Here is a 12193-nt window from a genome sequence, read left to right on the forward strand (position 1 = left end):
GTGTGCAGCAACCTCCCACACAATACCGCTCCCGAATTTCACGAATGAATTCAAGAAGTTTTCAAATAAGTATCGCCCCAAATTTCTATTCATTTATAAATTACGTTAAAATAGTATTGTTAGGACAATTTATCAAAGAAACAACTCCTAGTAGCGGATGAATCATTCCTGCTGTGGGTAGTTTCGTTAGAGGAGAATGTGCTACATGTTTAAAAAGATTGCTAGTGATGCACTAGGATTGAGTGATATTGGTAAAATTATTCGGCCAGACGATTTTGATAAAACGGAATCAGATGATTATGTATTACATGAAGAAGGAGAACGAATTCATTTTCTGATTAAATCGAAATCGGATGAATATTGTTTCACGAATCGTGCCTTAATCCACTTAGATGGGGAAAAGGCAACGAGCAGTAAGCGAAATATTTCACGCTATGATTATTACTGCAACCCCATTCAAAATGTCACCGTTGAAACCGCTGGTACGATTGATTTGGACCTTGAAATAAAATTCACGATAGGTGGACAAGCCATTTCTGTAGATATTGAGAAAAAAGAAGGCGAGGCTATTGCTGATCTGTATAAATCATTAGTTACTGTTTCGCACATTCAAGAAAGTGATGCACGTGTTCTAGGTTATGCGAAAGAAAGTCTTGATTTATCTAAAACTTTATTTACCGACAATCGCTTTCGAGAAGGAACTATTGCTAATGAATTTGAAAAAGCTACAAAATTTGCTTTTGATTGGCTAAATACGACATACAATGATAATACTCGAAAAGATTTTGGCGATATCTTTAATAAGTATATTCAAAATTAACAAGGGAACTTGCTAATGTATAATGACTTAGAGCAATGCCACTGATAAACTTAAGTTATTCCGTGCGCCTTCGTGTTGTTTAAATGGGTGTAAATAAAGTAGAATAAAAACAAGTGTGATGTGGAAGATAGTGTAATAGACGATAAAAAGTAATTAGAAGTTAGGAGAGTGCCAAACGATGAATGGAGTGGAATTTGATTTTGTTGTCAAAGATAGTAAAGCTGCACTAGAGCAGTACAAAGCTATTTTTGATGTAGAGGTTGTGGAAGAGACAGATTTTAAAGTAGGCAATAACGAAGCGGTATTCACTATTTACGGTACGCGTTTCCATATGCTTGATGAAAATCCTGAATACCAACTATTTGCGCCGAAAGAAGGGGACAGGCAATCATTTTGGTTTAATATCGTGGTTCCAAACATCCAAGAAGTATATGACAAAGCGATGGCTGCTAATGCAACAGAAATTCAACCTGTCACAAGAATGGAGGAAATGGGCATTTCAAATGCTATGTTTTCTGATAGCTTTGGGTATGTATGGATGTTACATGAAATTCATCGCGAAGTATCTTTTGAAGAGCGCATTGATATTTTGAGTAAAGACTTTGAATAAATGCATTTTCTGAAAGGAATTGTGCGTGAATTAAGTGCATATTTCATTCGGGAAAAACATACTAGAAAACAAGAAAGCCACCCCGCGCCGTCCATAGCAAAGGGGTGGTTCTCATAAATAATCAAACATTTAAGACAACCACCACCCTGACGGTAGAGGTTGCGGGAGAAGTACTATTAGTTCTTCTCCCTTTATCTATACCCATTATACATAAATATATTCCAGATTTCTACTTTTAGAATTTTTTCTTCCCACTTGGGCTGATTAAATTAAGGGTGGTAAGATTGACGACATTTGAGGCATTAAATCTGATACTACAATCAAATTTAGTGTTGATAGGATCGATAACATTGGTTCTTGTTTTCGTTAAAGAAAGAAAAAAGTAACCGCCCAGCCCTAACTAAGGTAAGGGAGACAACCCCCGTTAATGTGCACATTATTTAGATATTTGCATGAGTCTCCCGTCGTCCAAATTTATATCGTTCACTTAAATGGAACATAGGGCTTGTCACCTTTATCATCGTTCAAATCCATGGAATCAAGCACCTTTAGCTAAATAATCCTAATAACCATGGTGCTGCGTACAGTATCATGAACATTACTCCATAATTTACTCCATAGCGGTGGAGTAGCCCTGATACTAAGGCAACAAGAATAACACCGAAAATGTTGATCCAACCTGCATCCATAAACGCCAACATCACTACTAGTCCCGCGAAAAGTCCAATTAGTGCCTCGTGAGGGATGTATTTAAATACAAAGGAACAGATTTGTGTAGCATATTTAATGGTTACATAGAAAGTGATAAGTAGTGCAATTGTGGCTCCAATGATAGATACGAGCATGATTTCACCCATAGAAAGAATGTGATGTATATTATGTTCAGGAGTGAAGATAGGTGGTGCGTTAAATAGTCCAGCAGCTGGGCCAATTGCCATTGGTGATAATGGTAGTCCTATAGCTATCAGTGGAATTAATGTACCAGATATATAGGAGGCATTGGTTAAAGCATCCATTGTTGAAATAGCCCTTGAGGCTCTTTGAACAGGATCTTTAATATGCCTTGTTAAAAACTCACCTAAAAATACAGTCATCCCAACTGGTGTAAGAAAGAAAGTAATAGAACCTAGTGCACTACCTAAGGCCGCGGTGCCGGATTCTTTTTTCGTTAGAACTTTAAACGGATTTGGTAATTCTTTAACCTTTTTTGAATAGTTAACATGTATTTCCTTATTTCCAAGTCGAGGTAATTTTCTACGATGGTCTTTATTTAAAAGTTCAAATAAAGAAAAGGCGATTGGTCCGATCGTAATACCTAGAAAGAAGGATACGAAAACAGTTGAATCTGATGGAATAATTTCTAATCCCCAATACAAATGACGGAGTCCTTGGATAAGTAATGCGAAAGGAACAATGATGACTAAAGATAAAATTTTATTTTTTGACAAAAGTGCTAGAAAAACAGTTCCTAAGAAAAAGATTAAACCTGAATAGCTGCTGATTTTATCGGCAAATGGGAGAATCGCATTTGCAATCAAGAAACTTAAAGGAATAGAGACTAATGTACCAATAACAGAGCCTGAGGACATTTTTCTTATACTAACATCTGGCATACCGTAACTTTTTAAAACCATAGCATGTTCGACCATTGGTGCAGCCATTACCCCACCCGGTATCCCGGCAATGGCAACCGGAATAGAATCGGTTAGTTTCTTTGCCACTATCGCAGACATGAAAAATGCCAATATAACGTATGGAGAAATGCCTAATAACGCAAGTGCAATGGTAACGGGTGCTAGTACCGCGGTTTCATCTGTACCGGGAGCGATTCCAATGATTGTATATAGTCCAGCACCAAGGATTGCGGCAACGACGATTTGGAAAATAATCATTACATCCATGCTTACTCATCCTCCCATGTCTCAATAATGGTCCGTTTAGGCTTAATCATGATACTACTAATAATAAAACCTAGGACACCACCTAAGATACCAAAGATTAATGACTGTGGGCCATTTCCTGGAGCAATTAGGTAACCACCAAGTGCAAAAAGAATACAAAGTCCCATGGCTATGCTAAGGTCTTTGATATCCACATGATCTTCCCAAATATCAACCAGGTTCTTCTTTTCCTCTTCCATGGTACCGCCCTCCTCTATTTATTTTTTATCCCACCTCAAGCTTTTTGGTAACCATCAGTGAGGGATGAAGGAAAACCTCCACTGATGGAAGACTTCTTTATAATAATTTATTAGCAAAATATATCAAATATGAACAAGCTTAAGTCTTTGACTAATAAGAAAGGGCTTTTACAATCTTTTTAATATCATCAAACTTAAACTTCCCTTGTTTTGCAGCTAATTCTATAACTTTATCAATTTGATTGTCTTTTGCACCTGCCATTAAAGCGAGGTTTCTTGCATGTAGTCTCATATGTCCCTGTTGTATGCCCTCACTAGCTAATACTCTTAGCGCAGCGAAATTCTGTGCTAGACCAACAGAAGCAATATTGCTAGCAAGTTCTTCAGCTGTTTCTACTTGCATTATTTTTGTGGCTAGTTTTGCTACTGGATGAGAAGTTGTTGCGCCACCAATTAAACCGACAGCAAGGGGAAGTTCGATAGTACCTATAATACTATGATTTTCACCTTTTTCCCAGTGAGTCAATGAGCGGTAAGTCCCCAATCTAGAAGCATACGCATGCGCACCTGCTTCCACAGCTCTGGTGTCATTTCCTGATGCAAGCACTACGGATGAAATTCCATTCATGATTCCTTTATTATGTGTGGCTGCACGATATGGATCAATCATTGCTAATTCATAAGCATCCATAAACTTATTCATTGCTTCTTTATTATCATTAAATGGGTCCTGAAAAGTGGCACGGGCACGTACGATACGTTGGTCAGCAAGGTTAGATAATATGCGTAAAACCACTTTGCCGTTAGTTATCTTTTCTAATAATGGAGCAACTGCTTCCGCCATGGTATTTACTGCGTTTGCCCCCATAGCGTCTTTTGTATCCACAAATAAGTGAACTACCACCATTTTTTTGGTAGGTCCATCTATGACATGTACTTCTAGGTTCTTTGCTCCACCACCAAGTGATACGAGTGTGGGATCTTGTTTGTTACAGAGTTGCAATATTTCTCTTTTGTTTTCATAGACTTTTGCCAATGCTCCATACGGATCTTTTACTTCGGTAATTTGTATTTGTCCTCTCATGATTGCCCCACTATAAGAGGTTGTAAACCCACCAGAGTCATAGGCATACTTTGCTGCATTACTAGCCGCTGCTACTACAGATGGTTCTTCCGTTGCCATGGGAATAAAGGCATCTTTATTATTAATTTTAAAATTGACGGCAATCCCAAGTGGAATTGGCATATATCCAATGACATTTTCAATCATTCTATCTGCTTCTTTTACCGAGAATCCTTTATTCCCCTTAATGATCTCAAGCTCTTTATCCGTTAAATTGGTAGCTTTGGCTATTTGTGATAGCCTTTCTTCAGGTAATAAGTTATAGAATCCAGGAATACGAGTTGACATGAAAATAACCTCCTAAAAGTTGTCTGTAGTAATATTTATTCAATTGGATTTATTTGTATTCAACTTAGTTGAATACGATGTGGAGGATAAAGATACCATAGGAAGGAGAGTTAGAAATTAAAGTAATAGAAGGTGGTGGGCACATCAATTATCGGATGGCGTAATTGATTCCTTTTTATATTAAAAAGCAGTGGGGATATTGAGGCATGGAAGCAAGGGGACGGTTTGTTTGCTTACGAAAGGGAGGGTAATCGGGTTCCGTCCCCTTAGTCAAGGTGTTTCTCTAGTACGCCTGGATCACACCACAGCCTATACGCTTACCTGAATTCCCGGAAGGCTGTGAACGATAGTCGTCTGGATTTTCGTGAATCATGATGGACTTGCCAACGATGTCTTTACTTTTGAAACGATTGGTAAAAAACGTCATTCTTGCATAACCATCATTGGAGAACAAAACTGGAAAATCACCTGGATGATGACCATGCGGCTGGTTATTTGGATTCCAATGTTCACCAGCGTGCTTAAAAGGATCTGTTTTTTCCCCTACAGAACAATCCCCATGCTCATGTATATGGAAACCGTGAGGACCAATTGGAGCTTGATTGCCATGGGCCGGCTGATACTTCGGTAATCCCGACACTTCTATCGATACTTCCACTCCATTTGGCACATCTTGAAAATAGACACGCCCACGTAAGTTCGGTGTCAACTCATTTCCACGGATGTCTGCATAAGCTCTGCTAACTTGACCTCTTGTGGGATTCAACAAATTTGTCGGAATATAAACGAACGGATAATAGCCATATGGGTACATCGTATTCTCCTCCTTTTTCCTTTCACCATATGCCCAAAGGAAAATTTTGTGCAAGGTGGAGGAGGGGAGTACTTTTTTTTCATATAATTGCGGAGCTTACAGGGAAGTCTAGAGAAGGGATTCATCATATATTTATGGAATTATAGACGGAAAAATTTGTTTGATAAATATATTGAAATATGGGGGTATTTAGGTATATAGTCCTGAATGATTAGAGTAGAAAATAGAAGTGCTGTAATTATACAGGATTATAGGAAAATATAAACAAAAACTGACTGTTTTCTGTATTGGGGGAAATAAAGTGGATATTGAAAAAATTGAAAAGATATATAGACAGAAAATTAGACATAATAAAATTAAAAGACTATCAGCAATAGGTGAATATTTATCTAACAACTTTGGAATAGACGAGGACTCCTTTATTCAAGGCAATGAACAGCAATGCTTGCAATTTGTTATGCAGGTAGTAAGGGATAATATCGATGAGTCTGATCAGGTACTAGATGATATAGCTAATTTACTAAATGACCGTTATTCAGTTGGAGAACCATATTTTTTATCTATACTTGAAACTGATTTGAGTCCAGTTGAAATAAGTTCATTGCTACAGGAAATTTATGAATCGGATGATTTTATTGAATATGATTCCTTCGAATTTACAGAACCGCGAATTGATCTGGATACAACCGGAAAAACTGTTGAATTGACGCTCAGATATAGTGAGTTTTACCAAGATCCAACTACAGGTGAAAAAGGACAAGAAATATATAGTGGGAAAATAGGAATTATCTTTGATTTAAATCAAAAAATAGCATTAAGTACTTTTGCAGGATACAATAAGGTTATTAATAAACTTATTCAATTTACAAAGGAATCGCATGGTCCGACTGTTAATTTAAAGCAAGTATATGTTAACCAACAAACTAGAAATATGCCCAATGCAAGACTAACAGATTTTGATTCATTGACTCTGTTGGTAATACGCATGATCTTTGATGAGCTAAAAAGAATGGATTATCAATTAAATAGTGTTGATTCCATTTCCTTTGATAATGATAAAGCACCTCGTGTCAAGAATGCAACTTTAGGTGGGAAAAACTTGTTTGCGGACCCTGATGTTATCGAGCGTATATTTAATGGTGATAAGATTTCTAAGTTTACAATAACAGTTAGTAAATATCAGAATAAGGTTGAAGTACTTACCACGGGATTAACAATCGACTTTAAAGGGATGTTAAAGATTGTTTTTAGTGAGCCTAATGTAAAGGGCTATATTTTAAAAGAAATTTGTCAAGAATTATATTATACTATTGTTAACCTACTAGAAGATAAGCAAACTATTGAAATTGGATCAGAGATTGTTAATAATCAACTTTCAAGAGATGCTTTTCAATCGAAGAAAAGTTTTACACAATATGTAACAACGATAGAAGAAAATCTGATTAAAAGAATTCCTGATAAAGAAGAGGAGATTCGTGATTACTTTGGTGGAATTAAATTGGATATTAAATGAGCCAATAAGGAGGGTTTAGGCCTTGTTCCTTTCAAACAGTATGGTAATCGTTAAAGTAAATGATATTGTTAATGTTGAAAAAAATCTAAAGGATATTATGTTTATGGATGATAATGACCATTTCTATGCCATGAATTTTTTTGATGAAAGTAATAGTATGGGTGAAATTCAATGGTCCAATTCCTTTAGGTATGGAAAAATGAATATGGTAAACTTTATAAGGAAGAGTAATTATTTTTATTTATTCACATCATCTGTTCAAAATTATAAGTATTTAGGGAAAGTATTGGATAAATTATTAGGTAGTAATGTTACCATTGAAGTTTTTAGATTACCCTTGAACTGTAAATATAAGGAAAGTTTAAGTCAGGAGATTACTTCGGTTGACGTAGATCCTTTCTTTGGAATAAAAGCTAAATTGGAGCTTGCCGATAATAATCCTATACTTCTTAAAATTTACACCAATGGGTTAATTACCTATCCAATTACTACGGATAAAACAAAAGTAGATAAATTGTTAGAGATTTCTACAGATATTATAGAGAAGTGTAATCAAAATGTATGACTATATATCATACTTATTTGCTGTTGGTCTTTGGGAATTGATGGATGGCATTAGCATTTATTCTATTCAATATCTGGGTTGGGTGTCAGCTGTTATTGCTGCATTATTGGCATTAACAACTATAGTTTTTAGTCAACATAATGAAAGAGTAATTCAAAAGTCAAATGACTTAGCACGTGACATAAGTTTAGAATTGAATCAGGATAAAAACGAAGTTGATAAAAATAGAGTTATCATACAAATCAATTACTTAGTAACGTTATTATCAAACGTAAAGACGTATAAGATTACTTTGATTATGTTTATAATTATTTCATATAGTCTTGCGGTTTGTTGGTTATTTGGTGGAATAGCTTATTCTTTAGATGCCAAAACAGTGTTTGACTCTGTACTGGTAGTATTTTCATCTTTTATTTTAATAATTCTTTTAGTGATTTTGCCTTTATTAATGTTCTCTTTTAATAAATCAAAGCCATTAAATATTGATAAACATATGAAATTAGATCAGCTGGTTAACTTTTTGAATAATGAGGATTATTGGAAGGGGAACAGCATAGTATCTGATTTATTACAGCCGGTTGTAAAAGTGTCTTTAACTTCATCTAATCTTATAAGAATCAATCTAAGGCAACATATTCCAATCTCTGGTTATACCGTTACCTTCAGATTTGTTACTAAGAATGAAGATATATTATTATTACACTTAAGGCCAGAACCTAATGAGGTGTCTACGTATATAACTAAATCAGAAACTGAATCAAAGATGTATAGAAATTTTACAACTTTATTTAGAAATATAAAAAAGTTAAATTTAAAGGAAAGCAAGGTCTATGTAGTATCTGAAACAGAGAAGCTAGTTTTTTCTATAATGAAAGCTAAGGAAAGTACAAACCAACTAGAATTTAAACTCGGAAGTTATCATAACCAGCCAATTATTTTACCTGTGAAAGAACTACTATTACAAGAAAAGTCTATTTTAAAGTTTAATTCTACAGAGGAACATTTATACTTTGAATTAAATAATAAATAAGATTCAATTGGCCTATTTTCGGAAACTGACTTAAACTACTTTAACGCGTGTGAAAGGTTTAGCTAACTAAAAGGTAATTTATTGGAAAAGAAACAGCCTCACTTTTTTAGTGGGGCTGTTTTACTAATTATTTCATTTTCTCCGGCAATGCATGTATCGATTCAATCAATTGATTTAGTTTTCCCTCGACACGGTGTAATAGGTAAAACGTCACCGCGATAGGAAAACCAACATCTGTGATGAGCGCTATCCAAGCTTCCACAGAAAAAACCTCCAATCCTTGTTTAGTAAAATAGACCAGCGATAAACTTCCGCTGGTCTAAATTCTTAAGATTAAATTTCAATATCAATTTCTTCCACAGTGTTTTCTACAATGCGGGCACTATGCTTTTCTACCAAATCCCCACCAGTTGATGTGAAGGCATTTTCGTTGATAATCGTATCCATTGCAGCATTAACAGCTGAAGGATCTACTGGTTCGATAGGATTCTCTAGTGAAAATGTAACTACTTTTCCATCTTCGTTAGTAAATTTAAGCTCTAATTTTCTCAAATGTATCACTCCTTTCCTTTATTTTTTGCTAGCCGTTACTCAGCAGTAACATCAGCTGTGTCTTTACGAATGATGTTGTATAATGGGCGATCTTGTAAACCAGCAAAAGCATTTGCTACAGCATATAGCTGATCTGCCGTTGCCGAAGTTTTAACATTGTTGAAACTCTTATACTTGTAGACTGGCATACCGGTTTTTAAATCATTCCCATCATTTAAAACAAGTTGTAAAGTAGACTTCGTTAATTCGAATGCTGCCATTTGTTTCTCACCTCCTTTCATAAATACAATCGAAAGGAATCGAGGTGAGGGGGGGATTTTATTAAAATAATTAATGACCATTGGAAAAGAAGGATTCAAGATTCTATATCTAGTTATAATTTGTGTTTAAAGAGGAATAAATAGGGGAAGTTGGAAAAAGATATCTTTATTAAAGGGGTGGGGTATTTATAGTTAATTTGAGACAGTAAACCTGTCCTATGGCTCTTATGGTATACTATTATGGTGTATAAGAAAGGAGTGCAAAAACAATGGAATTTATGGAAAGTATTGTTTCCCATTTAAATGATTTTCTATGGTCTTATGTACTTATTATTGTTTTGATTGGTTTAGGGTTATATTTTACAATTCGAACTGGTTTTGTTCAATTTTCCATAAGAGAAATGTTTCGAGTGATAACCGATAAACGTGCGTATTCTGATTCAGGGAAGAAAGGGACAAGTTCTTTCCAAGCATTTGCTATTAGTGCGGCTTCAAGGGTAGGTACAGGAAATATGGCAGGGATCGCGTCTGCGGTGGCACTTGGAGGTCCGGGGGCATTATTTTGGATGTGGCTGGTTGCGATTGTCGGTGCAGCATCTGGATTCGTTGAGAGTACACTTGGTCAAGTATATAAAGTGAATGATAAAAATCTTTACCGAGGTGGTCCAGCTTATTATATTGAGAAAGGTTTAAAAAGTCGTTGGCTAGGTATTGTATTTGCGGTTACCATCACATTTACATATGGACTTATATTTAATTCCGTTCAGTCTAATACGATTAGTCTTGCCTTTAAAAATCAATTTTCAATAAGTCCTACTGCTGTTGCTATCATTTTAACCATTCTTACAGCATTAGTTATTTTTGGAGGAATAAGGAGTATTGCTAATGTTTCACAAATCATTGTACCAGTAATGGCGATTATTTATATTCTAATCTCCTTTGTGGTATTGGCGATGAACTTAGAAGTGATACCAGGCATTATTAGGCTTATTTTTGCTAATGCATTTGGTATTGAACAAGTTGCGGGAGGAGGCTTCGGTGCAGCCATCATGATGGGTGTGAAACGTGGGCTATTCTCTAATGAAGCTGGGATGGGGTCCGTACCGAATGCCGCAGCAACTGCTGACGTTTCGCATCCGGTAAAACAAGGACTCGTTCAAGCACTTGGCGTGTTCTTTGATACCTTATTAATCTGTAGCGCAACTGGATTGGTTATTCTTGCTTCTGGTGGATTTGCAGGTAGTGATGCAGAGGGGATTCAGATAACGCAATCTGCTTTTACCAATCTTCTAGGAGACTGGGCGGGTATATTTGTTGCTATCGCCATTTTCCTATTTGCGTTTAGTTCGATTCTGGGAAATTATTATTATGGGGAAAGCAATATCTACTATATTAAGGATAGTAAACTAACTTTATTTATTTACCGAGTTGTCGTTCTTATCATGGTCATCTTTGGAACCCTTGCATCCTTTGATCTTGTCTGGGCACTTGCCGACCTAACCATGGCAATCATGGCGTTAATTAACTTATATGCCATTACGAGGCTCTTTAAAATTGCCAAGATTGTTCTTGACGATTACATGAAACAACGAAAAGCTGGAAAAGACCCTGTATTTTATCGGGATGTATTAGAAAATCAAGATGGAATAGAGTGTTGGGAACGGATGGAGGATAGGGAGCAGTAGAACTGTGGGGATAGGTTTGCCTGTTCCTGTGGCTGATGAGTATGCTTACATAAGTAAGGAGATTTTCACTCATTAATCTTTGTCAGTATTTGTCGGAAATTAGTAGATTAAAACGCTTTTATATTATGTTAAAATAAAGTAGCAACTGAATATTGTGAGGGTGGTTGGTTGTCGCTCTTCTTTCCTACTGGGGAAAGGAGGTGATAATCATGGAAACATTTCTTGGCAGAAAGAAGCATACACTCTGCATAAGTGCAACTAAGACATTTGCCGAAAAGGATTGGCAAATGTCAAGTTTTCTAAAATTTTTACGAGAAATTCTGAAAGGGATCGTGCGTGAATCAAGTGCTTTTTTCTTTCGGAAAAACATACTAGAAGACAAGAAAGCCACCCCGCGCCGTCACAAGCAAAAGGGTGGTTCTCATAAATAAATCAAATATTTAAGACAACCACCACCCTGACGGTAGAGGTTGTGAGAGAAGTGTATTAATACACTTCTCTCTTTATCTATATCCATTATACATAAAATTATTCTAAATTTCTATAGGTTAGCCTACACTATTTCGAATAAAAGGTAATTATTGAGGCGATGGAGTGTCTTAGGTTAAAAGTTTCTATTATATCGCATATATTGCAAAGACCGGTTATTGATTTGGGACAAAGGATTCACGGACAAGATATCCGCCCTTGTGAGTTTGTTATCGGAATTCATCACTGAGATATCAGTACTCGTGGTAAGATATCGGGAATCACTACCAAAGAACTGAAAGGGCAGATTCTTCGTCCCTTGTTA

The 12193-nt window shown here is 36.0% G+C and carries 14 protein-coding genes; 7 read left to right on the forward strand and 7 right to left on the reverse strand.

Translation table 11 applies throughout. From position 1 onward, the window contains the following. The first annotated feature begins 205 nt into the window (after window positions 1-205). Window positions 206-820, forward strand: a complete 615-nt coding sequence (locus KM885_RS04340; RefSeq protein ID WP_216883590.1) for a PH domain-containing protein — start codon at window positions 206-208, stop codon at window positions 818-820. A 178-nt stretch (window positions 821-998) separates the two neighbouring features. Beyond that, window positions 999-1430 carry a VOC family protein gene (locus tag KM885_RS04345; RefSeq protein WP_204797760.1) on the forward strand — a complete coding sequence of 144 codons (432 nt, stop codon included), beginning with the start codon at window positions 999-1001 and terminating at the stop codon, window positions 1428-1430. Between the two features lie 548 nt (window positions 1431-1978). On the opposite strand, the gene KM885_RS04350 is transcribed toward KM885_RS04345, so the two are convergent. From KM885_RS04350 to KM885_RS04365, 4 genes are all read right to left on the reverse strand, one after another. Further along, window positions 1979-3331, reverse strand: coding sequence for a tripartite tricarboxylate transporter permease (locus tag KM885_RS04350; RefSeq protein WP_216883591.1), 1353 nt, complete (start codon window positions 3329-3331; stop codon window positions 1979-1981). Between the two features lie 2 nt (window positions 3332-3333). Further along, entirely contained in the window at window positions 3334-3570 is a 237-nt protein-coding gene (locus tag KM885_RS04355; RefSeq protein ID WP_204797758.1) for a hypothetical protein, read from the reverse strand. Window positions 3571-3721: 151 nt separating this feature from the next. After that, window positions 3722-4981, reverse strand: coding sequence for a hydroxymethylglutaryl-CoA reductase, degradative (locus KM885_RS04360; protein ID WP_216883592.1), 1260 nt, complete (start codon window positions 4979-4981; stop codon window positions 3722-3724). A 283-nt stretch (window positions 4982-5264) separates the two neighbouring features. Beyond that, entirely contained in the window at window positions 5265-5795 is a 531-nt protein-coding gene (locus KM885_RS04365; protein ID WP_216883593.1) for a superoxide dismutase family protein, read from the reverse strand. Window positions 5796-6096: 301 nt separating this feature from the next. On the opposite strand from KM885_RS04365, the gene KM885_RS04370 reads away from it, so the two are divergent. The 3 genes from KM885_RS04370 to KM885_RS04380 are packed head-to-tail and all read left to right on the forward strand — an operon-like array spanning window position 6097 to window position 8903. Next, window positions 6097-7308: a hypothetical protein gene (locus tag KM885_RS04370; RefSeq protein WP_216883594.1), complete on the forward strand. Its 1212-nt coding sequence runs from the start codon at window positions 6097-6099 to the stop codon at window positions 7306-7308. A gap of 22 nt (window positions 7309-7330) precedes the next feature. Beyond that, entirely contained in the window at window positions 7331-7873 is a 543-nt protein-coding gene (locus tag KM885_RS04375; protein WP_060669183.1) for a hypothetical protein, read from the forward strand. Next, window positions 7866-8903 (forward strand): hypothetical protein, encoded by a 1038-nt coding sequence (locus KM885_RS04380; protein ID WP_060669184.1) that lies wholly within the window; start codon window positions 7866-7868, stop codon window positions 8901-8903. Before KM885_RS04375 ends, KM885_RS04380 begins: the two co-directional genes overlap by 8 nt. 127 nt (window positions 8904-9030) lie before the next feature. Here the strand turns inward: KM885_RS04380 and KM885_RS04385 are convergent, their stop codons facing one another. From KM885_RS04385 to KM885_RS04395, 3 genes are all read right to left on the reverse strand, one after another. Beyond that, window positions 9031-9165 carry a YvrJ family protein gene (locus KM885_RS04385; RefSeq protein ID WP_216883595.1) on the reverse strand — a complete coding sequence of 45 codons (135 nt, stop codon included), beginning with the start codon at window positions 9163-9165 and terminating at the stop codon, window positions 9031-9033. Between the two features lie 71 nt (window positions 9166-9236). Next, on the reverse strand, window positions 9237-9455 hold the full coding sequence (locus KM885_RS04390; RefSeq protein ID WP_060668401.1) for a DUF2922 domain-containing protein: 219 nt from the start codon (window positions 9453-9455) through the stop codon (window positions 9237-9239). A 35-nt stretch (window positions 9456-9490) separates the two neighbouring features. Then, window positions 9491-9715, reverse strand: coding sequence for a DUF1659 domain-containing protein (locus tag KM885_RS04395; protein WP_047186564.1), 225 nt, complete (start codon window positions 9713-9715; stop codon window positions 9491-9493). A gap of 269 nt (window positions 9716-9984) precedes the next feature. Here KM885_RS04395 and KM885_RS04400 point away from each other — a divergent pair, with 269 nt between their 5' ends. Both KM885_RS04400 and KM885_RS04405 read left to right on the forward strand, forming a co-directional pair. Beyond that, window positions 9985-11400 carry an alanine/glycine:cation symporter family protein gene (locus KM885_RS04400; RefSeq protein WP_216883596.1) on the forward strand — a complete coding sequence of 472 codons (1416 nt, stop codon included), beginning with the start codon at window positions 9985-9987 and terminating at the stop codon, window positions 11398-11400. A gap of 209 nt (window positions 11401-11609) precedes the next feature. Beyond that, complete coding sequence (locus KM885_RS04405; protein ID WP_047186566.1) at window positions 11610-11831, forward strand: hypothetical protein; 222 nt, start codon at window positions 11610-11612, stop codon at window positions 11829-11831. The last annotated feature ends 362 nt before the right edge of the window (window positions 11832-12193 follow it).

The organism is Oceanobacillus caeni (genome assembly GCF_019037185.1).
GTDB lineage: Bacteria > Bacillota > Bacilli > Bacillales > Amphibacillaceae > Oceanobacillus > Oceanobacillus caeni.

What these genes read in the sequence shown, in the direction of transcription:
- KM885_RS04400 (WP_216883596.1), top strand. Translation starts at nt 9,985, where the DNA reads ATGGAATTTATGGAAAGTATTGTTTCCCATTTAAATGATTTTCTATGG.
- KM885_RS04405 (WP_047186566.1), top strand. Translation starts at nt 11,610, where the DNA reads ATGGAAACATTTCTTGGCAGAAAGAAGCATACACTCTGCATAAGTGCA.
- KM885_RS04365 (WP_216883593.1), bottom strand. Translation starts at nt 5,795, where the DNA reads ATGTACCCATATGGCTATTATCCGTTCGTTTATATTCCGACAAATTTG.
- KM885_RS04340 (WP_216883590.1), top strand. Translation starts at nt 206, where the DNA reads ATGTTTAAAAAGATTGCTAGTGATGCACTAGGATTGAGTGATATTGGT.
- KM885_RS04360 (WP_216883592.1), bottom strand. Translation starts at nt 4,981, where the DNA reads ATGTCAACTCGTATTCCTGGATTCTATAACTTATTACCTGAAGAAAGG.
- KM885_RS04345 (WP_204797760.1), top strand. Translation starts at nt 999, where the DNA reads ATGAATGGAGTGGAATTTGATTTTGTTGTCAAAGATAGTAAAGCTGCA.
- KM885_RS04380 (WP_060669184.1), top strand. Translation starts at nt 7,866, where the DNA reads ATGTATGACTATATATCATACTTATTTGCTGTTGGTCTTTGGGAATTG.
- KM885_RS04350 (WP_216883591.1), bottom strand. Translation starts at nt 3,331, where the DNA reads ATGGATGTAATGATTATTTTCCAAATCGTCGTTGCCGCAATCCTTGGT.
- KM885_RS04395 (WP_047186564.1), bottom strand. Translation starts at nt 9,715, where the DNA reads ATGGCAGCATTCGAATTAACGAAGTCTACTTTACAACTTGTTTTAAAT.
- KM885_RS04355 (WP_204797758.1), bottom strand. Translation starts at nt 3,570, where the DNA reads ATGGAAGAGGAAAAGAAGAACCTGGTTGATATTTGGGAAGATCATGTG.